This is a genomic window from Streptomyces sp. TRM70350 (genome assembly GCF_019219825.1).
Lineage (GTDB): Bacteria > Actinomycetota > Actinomycetes > Streptomycetales > Streptomycetaceae > Streptomyces.
Map to the genome: position 1 here is coordinate 150,588 of NZ_JAHUXH010000005.1, position 22,424 is coordinate 173,011.

22 protein-coding genes and 3 pseudogenes are annotated in these 22,424 nt (G+C 68.9%); 10 read left to right on the forward strand and 15 right to left on the reverse strand.

Annotated elements, in window-relative coordinates; translation table 11 throughout:
* Positions 1–150: 150 nt before the first annotated feature.
* Together KWI83_RS10370 and KWI83_RS10375 are read left to right on the forward strand one after the other, a co-directional pair.
* Entirely contained in the window at positions 151–1,002 is an 852-nt protein-coding gene (locus KWI83_RS10370) for a hypothetical protein (RefSeq protein WP_218514020.1), read from the forward strand.
* Positions 1,003–1,151: 149 nt separating this feature from the next.
* A complete protein-coding gene (locus KWI83_RS10375) occupies positions 1,152–1,748 on the forward strand; it encodes a hypothetical protein (protein ID WP_218514021.1) in 597 nt (198 codons plus the stop codon).
* A gap of 286 nt (positions 1,749–2,034) precedes the next feature.
* Here the strand turns inward: KWI83_RS10375 and KWI83_RS38270 are convergent, their stop codons facing one another.
* From KWI83_RS38270 to KWI83_RS38285, 7 genes and pseudogenes are all read right to left on the reverse strand, one after another.
* A complete protein-coding gene (locus tag KWI83_RS38270; RefSeq protein ID WP_256362046.1) occupies positions 2,035–2,712 on the reverse strand; it encodes a hypothetical protein in 678 nt (225 codons plus the stop codon).
* Between the two features lie 100 nt (positions 2,713–2,812).
* Positions 2,813–3,193: a hypothetical protein gene (locus tag KWI83_RS38275; protein ID WP_256362047.1), complete on the reverse strand. Its 381-nt coding sequence runs from the start codon at positions 3,191–3,193 to the stop codon at positions 2,813–2,815.
* 125 nt (positions 3,194–3,318) lie between these two features.
* Positions 3,319–3,771: a DUF5615 family PIN-like protein gene (locus KWI83_RS10385; RefSeq protein WP_218514022.1), complete on the reverse strand. Its 453-nt coding sequence runs from the start codon at positions 3,769–3,771 to the stop codon at positions 3,319–3,321.
* Entirely contained in the window at positions 3,768–4,409 is a 642-nt protein-coding gene (locus KWI83_RS10390; RefSeq protein ID WP_218514023.1) for a DUF433 domain-containing protein, read from the reverse strand. The genes KWI83_RS10385 and KWI83_RS10390 overlap by 4 nt, the downstream gene beginning before the upstream one ends.
* A 119-nt stretch (positions 4,410–4,528) precedes the next feature.
* Positions 4,529–6,045: pseudogene (locus tag KWI83_RS10395) on the reverse strand (LacI family DNA-binding transcriptional regulator).
* Positions 6,046–6,084: 39 nt separating this feature from the next.
* Complete coding sequence (locus KWI83_RS38280; protein ID WP_256362101.1) at positions 6,085–6,462, reverse strand: helix-turn-helix domain-containing protein; 378 nt, start codon at positions 6,460–6,462, stop codon at positions 6,085–6,087.
* A gap of 74 nt (positions 6,463–6,536) precedes the next feature.
* A pseudogene (locus KWI83_RS38285) lies at positions 6,537–6,795 on the reverse strand (helix-turn-helix domain-containing protein).
* Between the two features lie 502 nt (positions 6,796–7,297).
* On the opposite strand from KWI83_RS38285, the gene KWI83_RS10400 reads away from it, so the two are divergent.
* The 7 genes from KWI83_RS10400 (at position 7,298) to haaN (ending at position 16,173) form a co-directional block, all read left to right on the forward strand.
* Positions 7,298–8,239 carry a hypothetical protein gene (locus KWI83_RS10400; RefSeq protein WP_218514024.1) on the forward strand — a complete coding sequence of 314 codons (942 nt, stop codon included), beginning with the start codon at positions 7,298–7,300 and terminating at the stop codon, positions 8,237–8,239.
* Positions 8,236–9,090 carry a hypothetical protein gene (locus KWI83_RS38290; protein WP_256362102.1) on the forward strand — a complete coding sequence of 285 codons (855 nt, stop codon included), beginning with the start codon at positions 8,236–8,238 and terminating at the stop codon, positions 9,088–9,090. The genes KWI83_RS10400 and KWI83_RS38290 overlap by 4 nt, the downstream gene beginning before the upstream one ends.
* Positions 9,091–9,270: 180 nt before the next feature.
* Positions 9,271–11,019: a hypothetical protein gene (locus KWI83_RS10415; protein WP_218514025.1), complete on the forward strand. Its 1,749-nt coding sequence runs from the start codon at positions 9,271–9,273 to the stop codon at positions 11,017–11,019.
* 312 nt (positions 11,020–11,331) lie between these two features.
* Positions 11,332–14,085, forward strand: a complete 2,754-nt coding sequence (gene haaT, locus KWI83_RS10420; protein ID WP_218514026.1) for a cyclophane-containing RiPP biosynthesis TPR protein HaaT — start codon at positions 11,332–11,334, stop codon at positions 14,083–14,085.
* A 139-nt stretch (positions 14,086–14,224) separates the two neighbouring features.
* Positions 14,225–14,428, forward strand: coding sequence for a HaaA family cyclophane-containing RiPP peptide (gene haaA / locus KWI83_RS10425; RefSeq protein ID WP_218514027.1), 204 nt, complete (start codon positions 14,225–14,227; stop codon positions 14,426–14,428).
* A 13-nt stretch (positions 14,429–14,441) separates the two neighbouring features.
* On the forward strand, positions 14,442–15,602 hold the full coding sequence (locus KWI83_RS10430; protein ID WP_218514028.1) for an FxsB family cyclophane-forming radical SAM/SPASM peptide maturase: 1,161 nt from the start codon (positions 14,442–14,444) through the stop codon (positions 15,600–15,602).
* Between the two features lie 91 nt (positions 15,603–15,693).
* Positions 15,694–16,173 (forward strand): cyclophane-containing RiPP N-acetyltransferase HaaN, encoded by a 480-nt coding sequence (gene haaN / locus KWI83_RS10435; protein WP_218514029.1) that lies wholly within the window; start codon positions 15,694–15,696, stop codon positions 16,171–16,173.
* A gap of 473 nt (positions 16,174–16,646) precedes the next feature.
* Here haaN and KWI83_RS10440 read toward each other — a convergent pair whose 3' ends face one another.
* The 7 genes and pseudogenes from KWI83_RS10440 to KWI83_RS10460 form a co-directional block, all read right to left on the reverse strand.
* Positions 16,647–16,964 carry a hypothetical protein gene (locus KWI83_RS10440; RefSeq protein ID WP_218514030.1) on the reverse strand — a complete coding sequence of 106 codons (318 nt, stop codon included), beginning with the start codon at positions 16,962–16,964 and terminating at the stop codon, positions 16,647–16,649.
* Positions 16,965–17,011: 47 nt separating this feature from the next.
* The gene (locus tag KWI83_RS38295; RefSeq protein WP_256362048.1) at positions 17,012–18,823 is read right to left on the reverse strand and encodes a lantibiotic dehydratase; all 1,812 of its coding nucleotides are present in this window, start codon (positions 18,821–18,823) and stop codon (positions 17,012–17,014) included.
* A complete protein-coding gene (locus KWI83_RS38300) occupies positions 18,789–19,847 on the reverse strand; it encodes a lantibiotic dehydratase family protein (RefSeq protein ID WP_308122015.1) in 1,059 nt (352 codons plus the stop codon). Before KWI83_RS38300 ends, KWI83_RS38295 begins: the two co-directional genes overlap by 35 nt.
* A pseudogene (locus tag KWI83_RS38305) lies at positions 19,750–19,998 on the reverse strand (hypothetical protein); the annotation flags it as partial. The pseudogene KWI83_RS38305 and the gene KWI83_RS38300, both read right to left, overlap by 98 nt.
* 73 nt (positions 19,999–20,071) lie before the next feature.
* Complete coding sequence (gene fxlA, locus KWI83_RS10450) at positions 20,072–20,275, reverse strand: FxLD family lanthipeptide (RefSeq protein ID WP_218514031.1); 204 nt, start codon at positions 20,273–20,275, stop codon at positions 20,072–20,074.
* Between the two features lie 185 nt (positions 20,276–20,460).
* The gene (locus tag KWI83_RS10455) at positions 20,461–20,628 is read right to left on the reverse strand and encodes a hypothetical protein (RefSeq protein ID WP_218514214.1); all 168 of its coding nucleotides are present in this window, start codon (positions 20,626–20,628) and stop codon (positions 20,461–20,463) included.
* Positions 20,629–20,636: 8 nt separating this feature from the next.
* Entirely contained in the window at positions 20,637–21,044 is a 408-nt protein-coding gene (locus KWI83_RS10460; protein ID WP_256362049.1) for a hypothetical protein, read from the reverse strand.
* A 211-nt stretch (positions 21,045–21,255) separates the two neighbouring features.
* Between KWI83_RS10460 and KWI83_RS40225 the strand changes: the two genes are divergently transcribed.
* Positions 21,256–21,816, forward strand: a complete 561-nt coding sequence (locus KWI83_RS40225) for an ATP-binding protein (protein WP_374106288.1) — start codon at positions 21,256–21,258, stop codon at positions 21,814–21,816.
* On the opposite strand, the gene KWI83_RS10465 is transcribed toward KWI83_RS40225, so the two are convergent.
* Positions 21,697–22,401 (reverse strand): 2'-5' RNA ligase family protein, encoded by a 705-nt coding sequence (locus tag KWI83_RS10465; protein WP_218514032.1) that lies wholly within the window; start codon positions 22,399–22,401, stop codon positions 21,697–21,699. The two genes, KWI83_RS40225 and KWI83_RS10465, sit on opposite strands and share 120 nt — an antisense overlap.
* Positions 22,402–22,424 lie beyond the last annotated feature (23 nt).

The following is a 22,424-nucleotide window of genomic DNA, read 5'->3' on the forward strand; positions in this document are numbered from 1 at the left end:
GGCAGGCTGACCGCAAGGAGGGTACATATGGGACGGGCATCTCGAAAAAAGCGTGAGCAGCGGTCAGCAGGACAGCGCAGGCAGGCACGGGCGGCTGTGCCAACACCTACAGATCCGCGCGCCGAAGGCGAAGCCGCTCTGGAGCGGCTGATGCGCACCAACTCCCCAGGCAAGGTCAGCCTGGCAGGAGCGTACGCCTTCGGGTACGGAGCTCTGGGAATGGCGCAGTTGGAGGGGGACGACCAACCCTGGTTCCATGACATCGACCCCTTGGATGCCCTGTTCTTAGGCACCGCGTGGCCGCAGAAGTTCAGGGACGAGTTCGAATTCGCCAACGCACGTGACGGATGGCTCCGGATTCTTCGTGGCACCGTGCACTGGAAGGGCATCGAGAGCTTTGTCCGCGAGGTCGTTACCGCAAGCGAGGAATACGACCTCCCCGTGGATGAAGGGGAGTTGATGCTGAGGCTCACGGGCCGGTTGGAGGCGCTTGGCCTCGATCAGCGCAAGTTGCCCGCCAACTGCCTGCCGGGGTCAGCACTGGTCGGGACCCGGCCGATCGAAGGACCTCCCTCCGATCAGGTGCTGCCGGAACCTCCGACCGACGCAAACGAGAGGATCGCTCGTTTCTGGGAGGGCACTCAGATCGAGCTCCCCCACGACGGAACGCCCCTTGACGCACTGCGACATGGGGTCTACCTGCTCACCCAAATGGGCCTGCGCCTGGACGACGACCCAATGGCGCTCCTCCCCGCCCTCTATCTCGCCCTGGTGGCGAAGGACGGTGAAGAGATCAGCGATGCGGGGAAGCGGGCAGTGGCCTGGGCGTACGCCCTGCCTCCGGGATCTTCGCTGATTCCGGTCACTGACGTCCTCCTCTTGGGACCTGCTCATGGCCTGAGCAGAACGAGATACTCGCTCGGCTCTTCTCCCTCCCCAACCTCGGGGAGCCCGTCAGCAGCGCGGACAGGCGATGGACCAGCTCCCCTGGCTGCGCGCTGATCGATCTCGCGTTCGAGCGAGGCTTCTCCCAGGTCATCACCCGTAACGGCAAGGTCGTTCGCATCGACGACACCGCGGTTGCCTCCTTCAAGGCGCAGCTCCGTCGGTTCGAGGAGAAATTCGGCCAGCCTCCCGGCCCTGACGATCCCGTGTTCTTCGATCCCGACGCGGAAACACCCCAGCTACCCTCCCTGAGCAGCGTCGAGACCCACGGTGTCGAACTGCTGGAGACCATCGGCCTGTCCGTGGCCTGGATCTTTGCCTACCGCGAGACCAAGGGGTTGCTGCCGCGCCTCGACGGCACGTTTCTGACCGAGCGCGATGCCGCTGAGTGGGATGCAGCGATCGCTCGCTACGTGGAACAGGCCGGCGGCGAGTTCCCAGATTTCGAGGACAACATGGAGATCCTTCGGACCAACTTCCTGGCTAGGGAAGTGATGACGGCGGCACAGGATCCCGAGCACGGCCGCGAGCTCGTCGCCATCTTGGACGGTGGAAGTGGAGGGGAACTGCTCGGCTCTTTCCTCGACCGCATGGCACCCTCGCTGGAGGAGCTCGTACAGGAGGACCCATCGCTTCTGGATTCCGCTGCCGAATTTGCCAGGGCTTGGGGTGGCGCAACGCTGCAGAATCGGGTGTCCGTCATCGCTGGTGCGCCCTCTGATCTCGACCGGAAGGACACCGCGGCCGTACTCGCCGTCGCTGCAGCGTTCTTTGCCAGGCAGACCGCGCCAGAGTCGGACTGAGTTGCTGAGTCAGGGGCCCGAACCATAGGCGGATCGAACCCCTGACTGATTGCGGTGATCTTCCGGTGGGTGCCTCTGTCGATCTCCGCCGAGCAGAGTCGGTCACAACCGCACGGGGCGACGGCTGGCGAAGCCACGTACGGCCTTACCCCGTCTCCTGCACTACGTGCTGGGCCGGACGCTCTGAGCAGCTGCCACCGCGTCGTCAAGCGTTGTTTGGGGGATCTCGGCGTCCGGCCCGGGGGTCCTGCTGATGGCGTCGACCGCCGAGCTGATCGCGGCGTACCTACGCGTGGCCTCCGGTGTGCGCCGCCCCCTCGGGTTCGTCCGCCGCGGACGGGTGGACGTACCTGCCCTCGTTGAACGGAGTGAACCACGCCTTGAACGCCATCGGTGCGACGCCGAGAGCCGCTCCGACGGCGCTCTCGTCTATACCGTCCATGGAATCGTCGTAGAGCCACTCGTGATCCATGTCCTCGTAGACGTTGTCAGCGAACGCGTCGAGAGCGGCCGAGACGCCGTCGTCGAGCAGCCCGAAGGTCTCCAGGGTCACGTTGGTCTCATTCAGCAGCAACCTCAAGGCGAGTTCCTCGGCGACGCAGCTCAACCGCTGGAAACTGCCGTCCGTGAAGCGGGTGGTCATGGCGATCACCGTCACCAGGAAGCGGCGGGCGAAGCGGGCGTCGTACTGGAGGGCGTATCGCTCGGGAAGATCTTCGAAATGCCACAAAGGGCCGTCGCATTCCGCTGCAGTGGTGTCCTCCTCCGTCAGGGTCTGCACGTCTTGGAACAGCTCGTCCACCAAGATTTCCGTCGCGTACACCAGGGCACCGGCGGCGAGTTTGGCGTCCTCCGGCGAGACGGCGAACTCGATGTCACGGTCTTCTTCCTCGTCGTCTTCGTCGTCCAGGACGCCGAACATCACGGGCGGGAAGGAGCGCAGCTCGTCTGCCAGTGCCAGCATCTGACCGCGTACGGCCTCAGCTTCCGCCTTGGCGTCATAGCCTTCGCTGTCGTCCTCAACCGTGGGACGCTCGGCATGCCGGGCCTTACGGTCAGCCGGATCATCGGGCGGGGGCATCGGGACCGTCGGCGGCGGCGATACTCTCCTGGGCGGGATCCGGGTGCAGTTCGACCTCGCATCGCTCGATCTGCCAGTCAGCCAACAGCTCAGACCGTTCCAGCAGTTCACCCACGACCGACCGCACAGCCTCCTCGGCGAATTCGAGAGCCGGAGCATCCACGAACACCTTCAGAAGCGCTCCGCCCGGGTAGACGGCCACGATGCTGTCGAGGAGGTCGACTTCCATGCCGTCGGGGCCCTCGATGGCCTCGACCGAGTCGAAGCCATCCTCAATGAGCGCCACGGCGCCAGCGCGCTGAAGTGGGTCCATCTCCGGAGTGCCCTCCGGGATGTGGGCGTCCACAGTCACTACGTATGTCACGCGTCCGATCCTGGCAGGGATATCCCAGGCGACGGGGAGGAATCCGCTCAATCACGCGCACTACGCATCGCGCCAGGCAGTCGGCCCGGCTGATGTCGGCGGCACAGCCGTCGTAGACGTCGTGTTCAGCGACCTGGCCAGTGCTTCGGCGGTTCCACAGCAGGGTCCGTGACCTGCAATCGGCTGCGTCGGGAGGGATCGACGGCCGTGAGAGAGACGAGTCGCTGGCCGTCCGCCTCCTCCAGCTCGGCCAAGGCGTGAGGAAGCGCCGCACAGACGGTGGCGATGGCGGTGCCAAGGCCGACCAAGCCGCCATGCTTGTTGTTCTGGCGGTACTGGATGCGATGGAGTCCCGACCGCGCGATCGCCTCGACCTCCATGGGCCGGTTCAGTTGCTTGGCGTCATTGGTGATGATCGCCTGGAAGCCCTCCGACCTGGCCTTCGCGTACAGCTCGATGTCCTTCGTGCCGGCCCAACCGTCCAGCTCGTGGACGTGCACCACGTCGTGCGCGGTCAGAAGAATGCGCACGATCTCGACCATGGGCCTGGGGACGTTCTCGTCGAGCAGCAGCTTCAAGCGACAACCTGCCGAGAGCCATCGACGTAGCTATCCACGTAGTCGCTGAAATCGACCGCGTCGCGTGCGGCTGCCGCGCTGACCCCTGGGTAGAAGTCGCTGACCCGGTCCGGGGGTACACCGTCCCTGACCAAGGCCGCTACCTCTGCGGCGGGAATCCGGGTTCCTTCGATGACCGGCTCACCGCCACGCACAGCGGAGTCGACGGCGACGTGGTCGCGTGGCTTCAGCAGGTCAGGGATGTGCCGGCCGTCCTTGTAGAAGGGAGCAAGCACATCCACCAACTGGTGGATGACCACGTTCCCGCCCCTGATCAGATCGACCGCCTGCTCGGGCTCCGCAAGGTAGATCGTGTCCGGTCCCGCGACGAGCACGTAGGAGGACAGGTGTTTACGCTCGCCCAGGTCTTCTCGGAGCGTGTCCACCGCCCTGCGGATCTTCTGCAGCGACGTCTCCTTGCGAAGCTTCACGCAGGCCCGCAGAGCGACCACGTCGCGGAAGGAGTACAGGATCGGGCGTGAGTCGGAGATCTCCGGAACGAGGAGCGCGCCCTTCGTGCCGGAAGCGCGGCGCCAGTGGGAAAGCTGCCGCAGCGTGGCGCCGGAAAGGGCCGCGGCGAGCTTGGGCTCATACGACACCGCGTTCCTCCTCTCCGCCCCCATCGGATCTTTGGTGACCGTACTCCATTCTCGTGCCTTCCGCCGAGATCGGAAAAGACGGGCTCCGTTCGAGGTAATCGGAGCCCGTCTCCCGACCATCAGGCCATCGTCGTGGCACGAGCGCGCAGCAGCCGATCGAGTACGGCGACCGGCGAGCGCGGACGCAGGTTCCGACGGACGTCGAGCGCGGCTTCCCACTGCACGGTCAGGCCGACCTTGAGACGCTCACGCATGCCAGGAGTCACGTGGGCGTAGCGCGCCGAGACCGAGCCGTCGATGTGGCCCATGCGCTCGTCCATCAGCACCTTCTCGGTGCCAAGGTCCTCCATGTGCGTGCGGTGGGAGTGGCGCAGGCCATGCGGGGTGAGCCCTCTCGCGATGGGCAGCCAGCAGGCGTCGGCCCGGCCTTGGGCGTTGCGGCCACGGACCGGGATGCCGGGCCAGGGCTCGCCGAGCAGCGGGACCGGGCGGGTCTCCTGAGGTGCCTTCTTCGGGTACCACCCGGAGGTGGCAGGCGCGAACAGCCAGGTGGCGAAGCCGTTGCGGCGCCAATGAGCGGCGTTCTCCGTCGGGATGCCGCCGCGGACAAAGTTCAGCTCGGCGATGGCGAGTTCGACGCAGGCGCGGGTGTGCTCTCGTACGCGTTCCGGGTGGTTGAGGACGTTGGACACGGTGCCGGTGGAAACGCCCGCGCGTCGGGCGACGTCCACCAGCTTGGCACCGGTGTGCCCGCCGGTGCGGGCAGTGCCCTGGCCGTGGAAGACGTAGCGCTTGCCGTGGCAGGGGCACGGCGTCGGTTTCGTACGGGCGATGTGGTCAGCGACCAGGGCCGACAGCCAGTCCGTCGCGTCGATGGTGCGGTAGCTGTCGTCCTTGGGCGGGCAGCGGATCAGCTCGCCCGAGTCCAGTTCGTACAGCTGGTGCTCTACGCGTATGGCGCCGGGTCGGGCGAACTCGGTCTCCAGCCCGACGATTTCGCCCCACCGCATCCCTGTGTAGCCCTTGAGGATCACGGCGACGAACTCGTCGTCGCGGCCGGACAGCAGGGCTGCGCGTTCGGCGATGAGGAGCAGACCGAGCGGGTCGGTGATCACCTTCTCGGGCCCGCGGTCGTGGGAGCGGCCGGCGCGTTTGCCGCGTCCGCGCCGCTTCGCTGCGGGGTTGGACGCGATGAGGCCCTCGTCCACGGCGTCTTCCAGTATGAGGTGGAGCGTCGAGCGCCACGTCTTGACACTGGATGCCGCGTAGACGGCCTTCTCCCGCTTCTCCCAGGTGTCCACGTCCATGCGGAGGATGCCGGCAGGGCCTTGTCCTCGAACTCAGGGAGCAGGTGCTCCTCGATGTGGCGCCGGTAGTTCTGCATGGTGGACGCAGCCAGGTCCTGGGCGTCGTACCAGCGGCTGGCGTACTCGCCGAAGGTCTCCTGTCCGGCCGCCGGGTCGCGCCAGGTGCCGCGCCGGACCTTGGCCTCTTCCTCGTCCGCGGCCTGCTTGGCCTCCCGCTTGGTGGCGAACTTGACCACCGCGCCCGTCGGGTCGACGACGGTGCCGTACTTGCCTTCGCTGACCTTGTACCTGCCGCGCCAGTAACTGCCGCGTTTCTCGGCGAAGCCCACGCCTCGCATCCCCTCCTTTCTCGGATGTGCCGGGTACAGCTACGCAGCAGTGCCGTACTGGGACCTGCGGGGCGGTCGAGCCCTGAGACGTGGGGCGGAGGACGTGGAGGGCCGCGTCTGCCGAGTCGGACGCGACGGCGTCATAGCCGGCTCCGGCGGACTGGCCGGTGACGGCGTCCTCTGGGCTCGCTGTGGCGCCGGCTCCTCGTGGATGCGGATGATCTCGGCGAGGTGGTCCGCGGTGAAGCGGTAGGCGCGGCCGACTCTTGTGTGCGGTATCAGGCGCCGGCGTGCGCGGTCCTTGACCCACCAGGCCGAGCAGCCAAGGGTCTCGGCAATCTCCTCGGGGCGGTAGAGACGGGGCAGGGCGGCTTCACCATCCGTTCGATGCGGAAGGCGTCCGAGGGCAGGGGGCATTGGGGGGTGCGGCAAGAGGGGTGGGGTCCTTACCCGGTGGAGGATGCTCGATCAGCGGCGGTGGGTGGCCCGTCTCAGGTGGTGCTCGGTCCCTCCAGCAGCACGAGGGGTGAGACGAGGAGTGCGTCGGCTATTGCGAACGAGGTCGTCGACGTCGCAACGCCGCTGGGCACGTTCGATTCGGGACAGCATCGTGTTGGACATCGGACGGCCGAGGGCCGTGACGCGGTCGGCCAACTGACGCTGGGCGAGACCGCGTTCGGTGCGGAGGATTTCGATGGTGTGGGCGGTCCGTATTCCTGCCGGACCCATTTCCAGAGAACGTGCTGCCATAGCTCCAGTTGTAGCGTGCATTCCCCGGTTTGGTTAACCGGCGATCGTCGGCTATGTTGCGCTCGCTTGGTCAGCGAACAGGGGGAAATTCCAGTCCCCCGCTCTGATGTCGCGCGACCTCGCACAGACACCTCGAAGCGCTTCTGACGTGGGGTGTTGTGTTGTAGCTTCGCCGTCGCCAGCGCGTCAACGGCTTCCCCATGTGATGCTTCTGGCTCGGTCGGCAGGGCAACTATTTGGTCAACCGGCGATCGTGCCCTACGGTTTTGGTCCCGCCCGCTACCAGCCTGATTTCCTGCGGCCTTTCTGCCGTGAGAGATTGGCCGGATCAGGCTGGACTTGCGCGACCCGGGTGTGGCTATGTTGACGACACCCCCGGAAAACGCAGTCGGTTCGCGGCGCACGCCGCGCCAACATCACGCCCCTCTGTTCGAATCCCACCCCGACCGACGGTGAGCCGTGGTGTCCGCCCACAGGCCGCCGAGTTAGGACCGCCCCGCTCTTGGCACGAATCCGCACCATCAAGCCCGAAGCCTTCGTCTCCGACTCCCTGGCCACCATCTCCCTGACCGCGGAACGCACCTTCCTCGGCCTGCTCACCCAAGCCGACGACCAGGGCCGCCATCGCGACCACGCCGCGATCATCGCGGGCCAGTTGTGGGTCCTGCGCCCGGAGCACACCCCACCCGATGTCGAGACGGACCTCGCCCAGCTCGCCGACGCCGGGCTGATCTGCCGTTACAAGGGACCGGACGATAAGCGGTACCTGCACATCGTCACCTGGCACCAGCACCAGAAGATCAACCGGCCCAGCAAGAGCCGCCTCCCCGCCTGCCCTCACCACGACACACCGGTCGGCACCGCGCCAGGCGTCGTCGCGCCGACTGCGCGGGCCAGCATCACGGAGCCCGCACCGCAGCCTCACGGAACCCTCCGTGAAAGCTCCGGACAGGTGCGCGAGCCTGCGGTGAATCCCGGCGCCGATGACGAAACCGCAGGTCAGATCGCTATCACAGAGCCTTCCGTGAGGAAGCAGGGAGGACTCCGTGAGGCAGCAGTGACGCCTCACTGTCCGGATCTAGGACCTAGGATCATGGATCTAGGAGATATCCCTTCGGGGGGCGCGAGCGCCCCCGCGCCCGGCACCGTCTCGGCCCAGCAGCTCATCGCAGAGTACGCCGCCGCCTGCGCCCACCGTCCGCCCAAGGACGTCCTGGGCCACCTCGGCCGGGAGGTACGCAAGCTCGTCGACGAGGGCATCGCCCCCACCCACATCCGGGCCGGACTCGAACGGCACCGCACCAAGGGACTGCACCCCAGCACCCTGCCGAGCCTCGTCCACGAGGCCATGAACGCGACCCCTGCCACGCCAACCGCGCCGACTGTCCACAGGGCGTGGACAAACCCCACCGACGTTGAAGCAGCCTTCGGAGGTGGCCTCTGACCGCCACCCTCACCCGCGAGCCTAACCAGGTCGGCCCGCTCGCCGACCGACTCAACGGCATCTTGGCCAGCCGCGGCATTGACCCCGGTATCACAGCAGAGGAACCGCCCGCGGAGCCTGTCACGGCCCTGGAGCTGGCGGACGCCTGTATCCCCGCCCGCTACCGTCGGGCCATGGCCGACCAGCCGCAGGTCACCGCCTGGGCTGACGAAATCGCCCGCGCTGGACGCCCCGGCCCCGGCGGACCCGGTATCGCCGAAGGCCCGTCGCTGCTGATCGCCGGCCCCACCGGCACCGGCAAGACGTACCAGGCGTACGGCGCCATCCGTGGCCTCCTCAGCCGTGGCGTCCGCCTGCGCTGGGAAGCGACCACCACCGCCGACCTGCGGCACTACCGACCCGATGTGGTCGTCACCTACGACGAGAACGGCTTCTACGGCCACCCCGACCACATCCAGGCCCACCGCATCACGATGGCGGCGCTGGAGATGACCGCGCTGACACCGAAGGTGTACTGGACCACGATGCCCCGCTCGATGATGCAGCGGTTCGGCGAGATCATGCGCGAGTTTCATCCGGACATGCCGGAGCCGGATCCTGCCGAGGCCGCCGCGTTGGCCGAGATCGGCCTCCCCGACGATGAGATCACCACGTGGGTGGACACCACCGCGTTCAGCGGCCAGAAGTTCGACGCGCTGGCCGCGCACGCCAGTCAGGGCGAGAACATCTTCTTCCTCAAGATGGGCAAGGAGAGGTTCGGCGAGTTGATGGGCATGGAGACCTTCGTACGTGTCCAGGACGCCACCGGCGAGGCCGTACCCGAGAACGATCTCTTCGCCGGACTGCGCTGATCCACTCATCCGGGGAGCCCTGGAGAGCTCAGCTGCCACCAGCCAGTGCGGAATCAGCCCGGCGGATTCGGGCTGAACCGCAGGGCGTTGAGCCGTAGACTTCGGCAGTCAACGCCGACGAGGTCCGGCCGTTGCGCGCGCCCGCGGGGGAGGAGATCGGAACAGGACCCTTCGGACTCGATGGAGATCGCCGAGCCTGAGGAGAACGGCCGGAGCAATACGGCTGACTCACCTGTTGTGGACGATCCGACGTCCAACTCGGACATCGACTCGACGACGGCGTCGACGGTCCTGGTGGAGGTGCTCCCAGGGGTGGCTGTCGTCGCCGGTGAGGTCCCGCCGGAGCTGAAGCCCGATCTGATCGACTTCGGGATCGTGCCGGCTGCCGACCGCAAGCAGATCTCAGCGATCCTCGCCTCGATCGGGAACGCGGCGACCGTGGTCGGCAATCTCGGAAACGCGTTCGCCGGCGTGCAGGGGCTCTACAGGATCGGCGACACGGCACAGGCCCTGCTGAACAGCGGCGCGACGCTCGCCGTCAAGGACGGCGGGCACCTCGGAGCGGTGATGGTTCCCGGCCGCATCCTGCATCAGGCCCGCTTCTACTCCGTGAATGCGGTGAGCAAGGCGCAGACCGCAGCCTCGGTCGGGCCGGCGCTGGCCATGGTCGCCCTTCAGATGATGCTGAGTGAGGTCTCGGGCCTCGTCAGGACCAACCTCGCGGTGACAAGTCAGGTCCTCACCACCATCCGCAAGGATCAGTGGGCCGAACTGACGGGGCTCGTCGCCGCCATCGATCGCGCGGTCGACCAGGCGCGAGAGATCGAGTCGGTCCCGACGTCCTTGTGGGAGGACGTCGCAGGCAGTGGAGCGCTGCTGCAGAAGCAGCTTGAGCTCTACCAGGGGAACGTCCGCGACCACGTCAGGCGGATCGGTCGGGCCGACGCACGCAGCCACCGTGAGTACCTGCAGACGAACGCCGAGGCGATCGCCTTCGATGCCTACGCCCTCCTGTCCTCCCTCAAGGCATGGACCGGGTATCACGCGCTGCGCGCCGCGAGGGCGAGAGCCGCTGGACGCGAAGACGCCGCCGAGGCGCAGTACGCCGAGGTCATCGCGCGCGACACCCGCGCGGAGTTCGACTCCGCTCTCGCCGAGACGACGAGCCTCGTCGACGCGCTGACGCGGGAGCTGCGGATCACTGCCGAGCTCCCCGGACTCGACGCATGGCCGCTGCCAGGGAAGCGGAAGGACGTGAAGGCGGCCCGCGAAACCTCCGCCCGTCTTCTGGAGGCGCTCGAGCCTCTAGCCGATGCTCTCCATCCGCCGGCTCCTCCGCTTGAGGCTCCGGGCGTCGTCTGTACACCCAAATCGCTGGATCTCGAGCCGTACCTTCGCATCCTGCGATGGCTCCTCGAGGACGGTGAGACCCTACGTGTCCTCGGCTTCCCCGACCAGCTCGATGCCCTCGGTCCAATTTCTGCGATCGTCGGCGGAGCGAAGGAGAAGTTGGCGGCAGCGAGGGACAAGGCTGCGGCAAAGACACTGGTCGCCGTCACGGATCGCCGCATCATCACGGCCAAGACGAACGCATTCCTCGAGCAAGCCGAGATCCGTCAGGACATCCCGATTGACCAAGTGCGATACGTCCGAGCAACGACCACACAGGACAGAAGCGCGCGCTTGGCGATCGACCTCATCACGCGCGACGAGAACATCCGGTGGCTCTTCCACGCTGACGTAGACAACACTCAAGTGGGCGCGCTCGCCGCCGTGCTTGCCGAGTCGATGACGATCCCGGACGTTGAACGCGATGAGCTGCAGCGGCGGCGCTACGCCCCCATCGAGGCGGGCGAGAAAGGCGAGAGTACGGGCACGAGGTCTACCGAACCGACTGGATCCGAGGCCACGACCTGCGATGCCGAATAGGTCCCAAGCCGATTGACCAGTTCGTAGCTGTTGGGGCCGATAGGGAAGCAGCCACCGCGTGATCATCAGAGGTTGCGTGGACTTCTGAAGATGGTGCGGTGGCCGTGGGCCAGCGCGCCTTGCGGCAGCTGGTGCACCCCCTGGCTCAGACGCGCCCTTGACCAAGGTCTACAAGGATTGTTCCGTTAGGGAAGTTGGGGCGTTCTACTCGGGGGTTGCCTTCGTGACCAGGTCGGCTGGCAGTGCGTGGTGTCTCATCAGCGGCACCAGGGGGGAACCGGCCGCTCCCCTGGCTGCTGCTGGGGCCTCCGTATGAGACTCCGGCGCGGGATCGCGATCGCCGTCGTCGCCGGAGGCGGCGCTGTGACCACCATGCTGGTTGGGCTCGTCACGAACGCCGTGTCCGATGAGTCGCGGTGGCCGGGCTGGCTGGGGTGGTTACAGGAGCACGCCTGGTTCTCGTTCGTCGTGTTGGGCGTGACGATGGCGGGGCTGACGGCCCTGCTCGCCGGGCTCTCCGAGACGCGGCCTCCCACCCCTCCGGGCCGACCGGAGGATGGAGCAGGGCCAGGGGCCGCCCAGGTGCTGCGTTCGTTGCCGCGCGACACCGCCGCGTTCACCGACCGTGCCGCGGAGCTGGAGCGGCTGGTGGGCTCGGTGCGGGCCTCACAGGAGCGTGGCGAGGGGCTGCCCGTTCACGTGATCGACGGCATGCCCGGTGTCGGGAAGACCACCTTCGCCGTGCACGCAGGCCACCTGCTCTCCGAGCGGTTCCCCGACGGACAGCTCTTCGTGAACCTCAACGGGCACACGCCGGGGCGTACTCCGGTGCAGGCCAGCGAGGCTCTTGCCTCGCTTCTCGCGGCCGCCGGCGTGCCGACTCAGCAGATTCCCGTCGGTGACGACGTCGGAGCGGTCACCGAGGCTCGGGCCGCCATGTGGCGGAGCAGGCTCGCGGGCAAGAAGGCGCTGCTGATTCTCGACAACGCGGCCAGCTACCGACAGTTGGAACCACTGCTCCCCGGTGGGAGCGGGTGTCTGGTGTTGGTGACCAGTCGCAAGCGGCTGGTGGCGAACGAGGAGGTGGTCATGTCGGTGGACGCACTGCCGCCGGATCACGCGGTCGAACTCTTCGTACGGCTCAGTGGGCGACCGGCCGACGCTCTCGGCCGGGATGTGGTGGACGAGTTGGTGCGGCTGTGCGGGTGTCTGCCGCTGGGGGTGTCGCTTCTCGCGGCACGGCTGCGGCACCATCCGTCCTGGAGCGCCGAGGACCTGCGCGGGCGGCTGGTGGCGGCGCGGGACCGGCTGGGAGAGCTGCGTGCCGGGGAACGTGCCGTCACCGCTACGTTCGATCTCTCCTATCGGGATCTCGCACCGGAGCGGCAGCACTTCTTCCGACAGCTCGGGGTCTTCCCCGGCACCGATCTCGACCCGCACGTCGGTGCGGCTCTTGCTGAGGTCTCCGTCGTGGTGGCCCGTCGGCACCTTGAGGCGCTCTACGACGACCACCTGATCGACGAGCAACCGGGGAGTCGCTACCGGCTGCACGATCTCTTGCGCGACTACGCTCGCGGTCTCGCCGCCGAGGGAGACAGCATGGACCACGTACAGGCCGTCCAGCGCGTGTGCACCTACTACCTGGCCGCTCTTGCCGTCGCGAACGGGCAAACTGTGCGCAGCGGAGCCGCGGTGCCACCGGCGCCGGACGACACCTCGCGGGTGGAGACCCCGGTCCTGGAGTCGCGGGCGGATGCCCTGAGCTGGCTGGAGACCGAGCGGGCCAACATCCTGGCCTGCGTCCGTCGGGCGAACGGCCTCGCCCTGTACGACCTCGTGGTCCGACTCGCCGCGGCCATGGCGCCCTTCCTGCGCCAGGCCGGCCCCTGGGACCAGGCCGTCGCGCTCCATCGGACCGCCGCCGAGGCCGCCCGCCATACCGGTGATCAGCGGGCGCGGGGTGATGCCCTCGCCGAGCTGGGTGTCGTACGCCGTTTCATGGCCGCCTACCCACAGGCGATCGAGGCCCTCAACGACGCCGTGACGGCGTACGAAGCGGTCGACGACCGGCGTGGCAAGGCCGAGGCACTGAATCAGCTCGGCATCGTCTGGTACCTGACCGCGGACAACGAGGACGCGGCCCGCGCCCAGACCGAGGCCCTCGCCCTCTATCGAGAGCTGGGGTACCGGCTCGGGCAGGCGAACGCGCTCGCGGATCTCGGCATGACACACCGGCAGATGAGCCGGTTCGACGCCGCGGTGGAGGCCCAGACCGAGGCCCTGGCGATCTACCGAGAACTCGGTGACCGATACGGGGAGGCGAACTCCCTGCGGGACCTGGGTGTCGTGCACAGCCTCATGGGCACGTACGACCTGGCCGCCCGGCATCACCAGGAAGCGTTCGACATCTACCTGGAGCTGGACGACCGTGTGCACCAGGCTTACGCACTGAACGAGTTGGGCGTCGTCCGACGGCTTACCGGAGACATCGAGGCAGCGCGGACGGCACACAGCCAGGCCCTGACGCACTTCACCGAGCTCGGTGAACGGTTCGGCCGCGCGAACAGCATCCGTCACCTTGGCGTCGTGGAGCGTGTGACCGGGGATGCGGCAGAGGCGATCCGGCTTCTGGAGGAGGCCCTGGGCGCCTACCGCGAGCTCGGCAGTCGAGGGGGTGAGGCCGCCTCGCTGAGTGAGCTGGGCGTCGCGCGCGGCATCGTCCGTGAGCGCGACGGCGCGATCGAGGCGTTCCAACGCGGTTTGGAGATCCTGAGGGGCCTGGGCGACCGGTGCGGCGAGGCGGAGGCACTGAACCACTGGGGGATGCTGCTGCTCACCTCCGATGAACCGACAGCCGCCCGTCGGCACTTTGGTCAGGCGCTCACGCTCGCGCGGGACATCCGCTGCCCGCTGGAGGAGGCGCGGGCACTGGAGGGCATCGGCCGCTGCGACTCGACGGTTGACGGGCCTGGTCACGGCGTGGACTCGCTGCGAGCCGCCGTGACCGTGTACCGGCGGTTGGGGGTGAGCGCGTCCGTGGACGACATCGAACGGTTGCTGGTGTAGCGGTCCGGCTGACGCCGACCATGTGGCCGAATTTCCCGTGCCAGGTGGGTGGTTGAGGATGCTACGTTTCCGGCTGATCTGTCGCTTCAACCCCGTCGCACCGTGCCACCTCCGGCACGTACCTCACGAGGAGCGTTGGATGCCGTCACCCACGTCCGTCACCGAGCCACGCACCATCACGCCCGCCGGCCCGGTGTCCACGGAGCCGACGGCGGCCGGCACCGCCGTCCTGGACCGCGTGGCCGCCCGCGTCCGGCAACGGCTGGAGGCAGAGGAGGGCGCGACGGCCCGGGTCGGCGACGGTGCCCACGCGGCCTCGCTCATCTGGCCCTGGCCACTGTGAGCACGTCCGCTCGATGACAGAACCCGAAGGCCCCGTTCCTTTCCGGACGTTCATCCTCAAGGTCGCCAACCGCTGCAATATCGACTGCGACTACTGCTTCGTCTTCAACTCCAAGGACCAGGCGGCGCGGCGCCTGCCCGCCCGAATGGACCTCGCTGTGGTGCGGGCTGCGGCCCGGCGGATTGGTGAACACGCCTCCGCACACCGCCTTCGGACCATCCACGTCGTACTGCACGGCGGGGAGCCGCTTCTCGTCGGCGCTGGGCACATGACCGGTCTGCTGGAGACCGTCCGGGACGCTGCGCCGGCCGGGACCCGGGTCCTCTTCGAGCTCCAGACCAACGGGACTCTTCTGTCCGGTGCCTGGCTGGACCTCTTCGAGCGGTACGAGGTCGCGGTCGGCGTCAGCCTCGACGGGCCGCCACCTGCGAATGACCGGCACCGGCTGACCCACGCCGGGCGGTCGAGCGCCGCCTCCGCCGTGCGCGGCATCGAACTCCTGCGGTCGCGGCCACACCTGTTCGCGGGGCTGCTCGCCGTCGTGGACCTGGCCAACGACCCCGTGGAGGTCCACGACTACCTGGCGGCGTTCGAACCGCCCGTGATCGACTTCGGCCTGCCGCACGCGACCCACGATGACCCGCCGCACCGCGCCGACCCGAGCGTGCCCGAGTACGGGCTGTGGATGGGCAGGGTGTACGACGCCTGGCTCGCCCGGCCCGAGTACGAGCACAGCGTCCGGATGCTGGAGGACATCGTGGCCCTCAACTCTGGCGTGCGCGGTTCGGTGGAGACGCTCGGCCTGGCCCCGCCGACGAGCATCGTGATCGAGTCCGACGGCTCAATCGAGGCCGTGGACACCCTGCGGTCGGTCGAGGAGGGTGCCACCTGGCTCGGGCTCGACGTCCTCCGTCACTCCTTCGACGAAGCGCTGTTTCATCCGAAGCTGTTGCACCGGCAGCATGGCAAGGATGCGCTCGCCGAGCAGTGCCGCGCCTGCCCGCTCGTGGACGTGTGTGGCGGTGGCTACCTCCCGCACCGCTTCAGCGAAGCCCAGGGCTATCGGAACCCGTCTGTCTACTGCGCGGACCTGGAGTACCTCATCCGACACGTCCAGAGCTCCCTGCGGCAGCACGGCTGGGACCCCTACGCGCAGGCCGCCTCGTCGCCGTAGACGCGTGTGCCGTACCACCACGGGGGATCACGCGATGGAACGAACGAGTGCAGCAGCGACCGAAGCTACCGAGGAACGACAGGAGGCGCCGATGAGCGTGACGATCCGCCCTGCGGAGAAGCGGGACGTCCCGGCCGTGGCCGAGCTGATCGAGGAGATCGAGCGGTTTTACGGCGCGACCGACACCGGCATCCAGCCACTGGAGGAACGCCGCACCCAGGTCGAGGCGGCGCTGTTCGGCTCGCCGCCGCTGGCCTCCGCGCTGCTCGTCGAGGATGAGACCGGTGACATCATCGGACTCGCCGCCTACTCGTTCCTCTGGCCGGCCGCCGGCTCCTCGCACTCCCTGTTCCTCAAGGAGCTGTACGTCCGTGGCACGCTCCGACGGCAGGGCATCGGTGCCCGCCTCATGGACGAACTCCGTGCCATCGCCGCAGCGCGCCCCGGGTGCAGCCGCGTGGAATGGATGACCGACAGTGACAACCCGGGGGCACGGGCCTTCTACAAGTCACTCGGGTTTGCCGAGTTCGATGGGAAGATCGTCTACCGGGTCGGCTCCGGCACGGCGTGAGGGTGGTACGAGGCCAGTGGAAGTGGAGCGCTGCGACGAGTGCGGCGGCAAGATCGTCATCGGGCTCGGATGCGAGTGTCCGCCGGGTTCGTCCGCGTCGGCGTCGGCGACCCCGCGTTCGGTGAGTACGTTCGTGAGGACGGAGTGGCGTACTCATCCGGAGGACACAATCCTGATCTCCCCTGCCCAGTGCGCGCACAGGCCGGGATGGTGCGACCACATGACCGAGGACGACGTACAGCCGCCGCGCTGGGGGTGGATCCCGAACCCTCCTCCCGGGCTCTGGGAGCGGTTGAGCAGTGCTTCTCCGGCGACCGCCACCGCGGGCAATCCGAGGCGGCGGGCCGTGCGACGGTGCACCACCTGTGAGGCGAACCTCGCGCAGGGCTGACCACCGTGCTGCGACATCGCTCTGTTCTCGCTTCGGTGGGCGCGGCCTCACCCGTCAACGGCCGCGTCCGCCTGCGTCAGGATCAGTAGCTGATGACGAGCCGCACGGAGGGCCGGTCGATCACGGCTCCGTCGGCGAGGTCACTGTCCGGTGTGTCCGCGGGGTAGGCCGTGACCACGGGTTCCGCGATCCGGGCCGGGCCCCAGGCGCGGATCTGCGCGCAGATCCGCTCGGCGAGGTCGGCGCCGGCCAGGCCGTAGCCGACGGCTCCCAGCCGGAACCGGGGTTCAGCAGCCGGGTCTTCGGCGGTGCGCTCCAGGGTGAGGTACGCGATGGAGTCCCCCTCGACGAGGGCTGGGCTCAGGGCGGGTGAGGCGGGGCGGTGGAGGCCGGCTTCCATCGCTGCGGGCTTCGCGGTGATGCGGCAGGTCACTCGCTCGGTGGCGCTCAACCGCAGCCAGACGCCGTCGAACGGTTGTGGTGCATGTGCAGCAAGGATTCCAGGACGGAGCCGAGGTCCATGCTCTCGGCGAGGCCCTCGCGATACAGCGCCAGGGCCACGGCGCGACGGTGCCACGCTTGGGCGAGCGCTTCGCCCCAGCCCCGGGCCCGGGGCGTGATACGGCGAACGAGCGCGATGGCCTGGTCGCTGACGCCTCGCTCGACGCGAGCCGAAGGCGCGGGATGGTGCGCCAGCCACCGCGTGCCCTCGTCGGGGCCGAGCAAGCCGCAGGCGATGTCCACCATGCCGACCGCGGCCAGCGCGCGTCCGTCGACGCCGTCGGCTCCGGGGCCCTGCAGGGCGGCGAGGGCGTAGGCCGAGTCGGCCGTGAACACCGCCTCGGCACAGCGCAGGGCGGCGCCTGGGCCGTAGCGGCCGATCTCCGGGGTGTACGTGTCGAACATGAGCCCGCTGCTGAGCCCCTCGCGGCGCAGCCCGGCGCCCCATTGGGCGACCAGCTCAGCGCAGGCGGCGTACTGTCCGGGGCTGCGGGTGCGAAGGCGCAAGCGAAGGTGGTCGAGGTCGTTCGGGGTGCAGTAGCGGATGAACCACCACTCGGGTGTACCTGGGAGTTGGGCCACGAGCCGCGCGAGGTGAGTGCCGATCAGCTCCTCGAACTGTTCGGGATGGCTGTAGATCCTGGCGTTCAGCCAGGGTGCCTGCACCGCCCCCGGTACGGGCCCGAGGGTGCTGTTGGTGAGCACAGGAAGGAAGCCGGAAAGCGGGTCGGGGGCCGACGGGCGGACGCTGATCATCGGCAGGGCGATCTCGTGGACGTGGCCGCCGATCCAGCCGTAGCTCTCCTCGGCCGGCGCCTCCGTCAGCACGGCATGACCTTCCCGGTCCAGGTGGGTCCGCAGGACGGTGGCGTGGGCGGGCACGTCGAGTTGGAGCCGCCGCGTCCGCTCGTCCTCCCGCAGCTCCACGGCACCGTGGCAGTGCCACAACTTCCGCCACCGGCCGAGGGCGTCCACCCACTCCCGCATCTCCGCGCCGCGGCTTGGAAGGGCATCGGCGGTCACGTTCCAGCGCCTGGGAGAGAGGATCACGCGCCCGTAGCGGACACGCGGCAGGTACGGCAGCCGGGCGCCCAGCGGCCCCCAGTCGAAGCCGGTCCAGGCAGGGCCGAAGGCGCGGGTCAGGTGCGCCAGGAACCGGGCCAGGGGCGGGGGTTGCTTGTCCAGGGCCATGGCGTGGAAGACCTGCGGGTCCACCACGCGGCGGCGGGAGATGCTGACCAGGTACAGCCGGGTGTGCGTGGCCGTGACCGCGAGGTCGTCGACATCGATGAGCGTCGGCGCGGTGTCGTTGGAGTTGCGGTGCTCGCCCAACGGGATCACGTGCGGGAGATAAACGGGGATGCGGGCGACGTTCTCTGTATGCGGGTACAGCGGCGGGAAGGACAGCTGCGCGGTCAGCGCGTTCTCGACGCCCGTGGGAACTTGGCGGTAGACCTCCTCAAGTCCGGTGCCGGTGGCGACCGGAGTGAACCGGGAAGTGAGCGTGCCCGCGGCGCGGGCCGGTGTCACCGTGAGCGTGAAGTCCCCGCGCTCCAGGGCGGACAGGCTGTCGGCGTGCAGGCGCGCGCACATCTCCACGTGGGGCGGTGCCTCCTGCCCGGTCGGCGCCTCGCCGGCCAGACCGTCGATCAGGTCGCCGGTGAGGACGATCTCCCTGCTGCCGTCGGCCAGCGCCTGCCAGGCCACGGCCAGCAGCCGCTCGTCACGCTCGGAAACTGCCGGTGCCGGTGCGGTCATGCGGCTCCCGGGGTACTCGGCCGGGTAGCCGAGCCCGGACGGCCGGGTCGACGACCTCCTTCACCGGCACGAGCGTGCCGGTGCCGTACCGTTCCCAGAACGCGACCTGGTACTCCTTCCAAACACCCTGGCCTGCCGGTCGGCGCGTCAGCCGCAGCAGCACGTCGGCCGCCCTCTCCATCTCCTGCGCGACGGCCTCGGGGATCCGCACCTCGGCATCCAGCCGCAGGTCGACGGCCAACGGGCTTCGACCCGCGTCGGAGAGCCCACGCAGTCGACCCGTGCGTTCCTCCCGAGCCAGCCCTTGCGCGCTCGCCGGGCGCCGGTTGTGCTCGTGCACGGCGCGTTGCACTGCTTCCAACTCGTGCAGGGCCTCCGCGGCCTGAGGCACCGTGCCCGCGTCCACGCCGTGCAGTCGCTCGATCAGGCGGGAGAGCGGATCAGTGTCGGTCATCGGCGCGCGCAAACCGGTGATCAGGAACTTCTCGCGCACCAGCGCGCCGAGCAGTGCACCGATGGTCTGCGGCTCGGTTCGGGAGAAGGAGGCGGCTAACTGCTCGGCGAGGGCGGCGAAGCGGACCGGCCTGCGTGCCAGGGCCTCGATCACGCGGACCGCGCTGGTGCGCCGGACGGTGGCCCCCATCGGTCCACCGTGCGGGACATGCAGCCGCCCGCCGCGGCGCGCCGCCAGGTTGTTGCGGACGACATCCAGGCGCTCCAGCAGGATCGGGCACGCCTCCAGGTGGACGATGACGTCGTCTAGCCACTCGGTATCCACCCGCGCCACGGCCTGGTGTGCGTCCTCCCACCTCACGTGTGGCGTCGAACCCACGCTGGCCGCGGTGACTCCCGCGAAGAGGCCGAACGGGGTCGGTCGCCCGGGTGGCGCGCAACAAGTAGCGGACGGTGGCCATGGCGGCGCGCCGGACCTGTTTGGAGCGTGTCGGCTGCCCGGCGCAGATCGCGTCGACCCGCGTGGCGAGATCGCCGCTCGCCTGCCGGACGGCGTCGGCGAACCGCGCATCGGCCCACACCTGCCTCAGCCACCTGCCGCACGCCTCCGTGTCGGACGGGTCAGGCCACCTTGTCGGCAGACCCGTCAGCGGCATCGCGGCGGCCCGGAGCAGCGCCGCGCCTGTGTGCTGGTAGAGCTTTCCGTCGCTTCCCATCCCCATGCCTCCGCCGTCAGTGCTGTGAACGAGCGGGGTCGGGGGCGGCAGCGCCCCCGACCCCGTGCACGGGCCGTCGTCAGACGGCGCTGGCGCAGGACGAGGCGCAGGAGGCCGCGCACCCGTCACCGGTGCCGCACGCCTTGGGGAGCAGGTCGGCGCCGATCTCCGTGACGATGGTCAGGTCGACGTCGAACGGGTCGGCGGGCGCCTCGGGGGCGGCCGTCGCAGCGGACGCCCCGATGGTGGCCGTCATGATCGGGCTGAGCATGGTTGCGGTCATCGCACTTCCTCTTCTGTCGGAAGGTTCCGAACGGTTCGTCGTGCCGCCCGGCCTGCGTATGGATTGCCGCAGGGCCGGGTTTCTGCGTTCGCACCTTGGGTGCGGCCCCTCTCCGGTTGATCGGATTCCGTGGGGGGCATGGATTCGGAGCATCCGGAGAGGGGGGTCGAGGACACGGGCCGGGGCTACCGGGACTGGCCCGCGTAGAGCGTGGTCAAGGTTGTGCCGGTCACCAGGACGGGCAGGAACAGCACCTGGAAGGTGCCGAAGCCGAACCGACCGACGTACGTAGCCGGATGCCGCAGCACCCATCCGACCTGGCCGAGCAGCTGCAGGAGTAACCGTTGCCGCATCCGGGCCATCACGCCGCCGACCGCCGTGCGACCGTGGCGCCTGCGGCATCGACGACCGCCCACGGGGTCGTGATCAGCGCTCCGGTCCGAGCCTGCCAGGCAGCGAGGTTCGCCCTGTCCTCCTCCAGATGCCCCAGCATCACGAGCAGAGGGGTGACGATCCCGGCCGCCTTCCCCTGCTCGACCGCGGCCAAAGCGTTGTGCCAGCCCTCGCACAGGGCGCGGCTCTCGAACGGTGCCGCCCGGTCGACGTACGTCTCGACCGCCTCCCAGCCGGCATCGGCCACGTACCGCCGTGCGCTGGCCACGCTGTGGTCGGCGGCCTCACCGAGTGACGCGGGCAGACAGGCGTACAACACGAGGCGCGTGCCCGGGGGCACCTCGTGTGGTGCGGTCTGCCTCGCACTGCCGCTCATTCCGCGTTACCTCCAGCCAGGTGAGCCGAGACGCCAAGGACCGGCGCCTCGACGAAAAGCCTCGCCGGGGGCAGTCGGCGGCGGTACGCCGTCAGCACGCCGTTTGTCCGCCGTCCGGCGGCGCGCGAGGAGGCGGAGCCGCGGCGTACCGCCGCGGCTCAGGCGTAGCGAGGCTGATCGGTCCAGTGCCAAGCGGAAACGAGAAGCGGCGATGGACGCGGTGGACGAAGAGCGCCTCTGCAGGCGGACGCCAGTACGGCGTCATTGGGTGAAGCTGGCCGATTGCACCGAGCCTTCGGGCCTCGCGCGCAGACACGTACGAGAGTTCCTCGACGGGCGTGCCGCGTCGGAGCGGGTCGACGACGCCGTTCTGATCGCCTCGGAGCTCGTGGGCAACGCGCTCAGGCACACAGCCGGCGGACCGGACTGCATGTGTGTGGAGGTCTACCGGGACGTGGCGGTACTGCGCGTCCATGACGCGGGACGGGATGTCTCCAGGGTCCGGGCACGCTCTGCGGAGGAGTCGGTGGATGAGTTGACGGGCAGTGGTCTTGGACTGCTGCTCGTCGGCGAGTTGGCCTCCGCGTGGTCCGTCCGGCCGACCGCGATCGGCAAGGAAGTGGTCGTAATTCTCGCCCTGGACGCCAGCGGGCTACCCGAGCGCGACGTTCCTCCGCACATCCCAGCGGTATGTCCGTCCCTCACGGCGGAGTACCACCAACTGGACGGCGGACACGGACAGTTCGACGGCAGGGAGAGCTCGGAGGCTTGAGACCGCTTCCACGACCGGCGCGGCGGGGCGCCGACGGTTGTTGTACGCGAGGCTCAGGTGCGGCCGGAATGCCGACGTCGGCTTCCTCGGGGCCAGACCGACGCTACCACCTGCCTTGGCTAGCGCGTGGTGCAGCCGGAGCAGGGGTTCCCAGGGACCGAGGGACAGCCGGACGGCGCCGCGGGAGCCGGCCAGCGGCATGGCGCGTACGGAGAACGCGGAGGGCAGCAGCGCCTCGGCGTCCCGTGCCAGGCTGTCCAGCTGGCCCGGGGTGACGACGCCAGGCGTTCCGACTCGGGCGAGGGTGATGTGCAATCCGTCCGTCGGCACCGGGTCGAGGCCGAGGGGTGCCAGCTCCTTCTGGCAGTGCCCGGCGAGAGCGGCTAGCCGCTGATCATCCGGGAAGGTCAGCATCCAGTAGTACGCGCGGCTGCCGTCCGACCAGCCGGGGCGTGCCCAGTGGTCGGTCATCTCGTCGAGTGCGCTGAACGCCGCCCAGTCGTGGGCGGCGGTGACCGCCGGGTCGTGCGTGTCGGCGGGGGGCTCGGCGGGGAACGCGGCGGGATCGGCGCTGAGTAGGGGCACCCGGCGTACTCCTTCGGCTTCAC

What these genes read in the sequence shown, in the direction of transcription:
- haaT (WP_218514026.1), top strand. Translation starts at nt 11,332, where the DNA reads ATGAGACTCCGGCGCGGGATCGCGATCGCCGTCGTCGCCGGAGGCGGC.
- KWI83_RS10415 (WP_218514025.1), top strand. Translation starts at nt 9,271, where the DNA reads ATGGAGATCGCCGAGCCTGAGGAGAACGGCCGGAGCAATACGGCTGAC.
- KWI83_RS38270 (WP_256362046.1), bottom strand. Translation starts at nt 2,712, where the DNA reads ATGCTGGCACTGGCAGACGAGCTGCGCTCCTTCCCGCCCGTGATGTTC.
- KWI83_RS10460 (WP_256362049.1), bottom strand. Translation starts at nt 21,044, where the DNA reads ATGAGCGGCAGTGCGAGGCAGACCGCACCACACGAGGTGCCCCCGGGC.
- KWI83_RS10455 (WP_218514214.1), bottom strand. Translation starts at nt 20,628, where the DNA reads ATGCGGCAACGGTTACTCCTGCAGCTGCTCGGCCAGGTCGGATGGGTG.
- haaN (WP_218514029.1), top strand. Translation starts at nt 15,694, where the DNA reads ATGAGCGTGACGATCCGCCCTGCGGAGAAGCGGGACGTCCCGGCCGTG.
- KWI83_RS10440 (WP_218514030.1), bottom strand. Translation starts at nt 16,964, where the DNA reads ATGGAAGCCGGCCTCCACCGCCCCGCCTCACCCGCCCTGAGCCCAGCC.
- KWI83_RS40225 (WP_374106288.1), top strand. Translation starts at nt 21,256, where the DNA reads ATGGACGCGGTGGACGAAGAGCGCCTCTGCAGGCGGACGCCAGTACGG.
- fxlA (WP_218514031.1), bottom strand. Translation starts at nt 20,275, where the DNA reads ATGACCGCAACCATGCTCAGCCCGATCATGACGGCCACCATCGGGGCG.
- KWI83_RS10430 (WP_218514028.1), top strand. Translation starts at nt 14,442, where the DNA reads ATGACAGAACCCGAAGGCCCCGTTCCTTTCCGGACGTTCATCCTCAAG.
- KWI83_RS38280 (WP_256362101.1), bottom strand. Translation starts at nt 6,462, where the DNA reads ATGCCCCCTGCCCTCGGACGCCTTCCGCATCGAACGGATGGTGAAGCC.
- KWI83_RS38295 (WP_256362048.1), bottom strand. Translation starts at nt 18,823, where the DNA reads ATGACCGCACCGGCACCGGCAGTTTCCGAGCGTGACGAGCGGCTGCTG.
- haaA (WP_218514027.1), top strand. Translation starts at nt 14,225, where the DNA reads ATGCCGTCACCCACGTCCGTCACCGAGCCACGCACCATCACGCCCGCC.
- KWI83_RS10370 (WP_218514020.1), top strand. Translation starts at nt 151, where the DNA reads ATGCGCACCAACTCCCCAGGCAAGGTCAGCCTGGCAGGAGCGTACGCC.
- KWI83_RS38300 (WP_308122015.1), bottom strand. Translation starts at nt 19,847, where the DNA reads ATGCGCGGTTCGCCGACGCCGTCCGGCAGGCGAGCGGCGATCTCGCCA.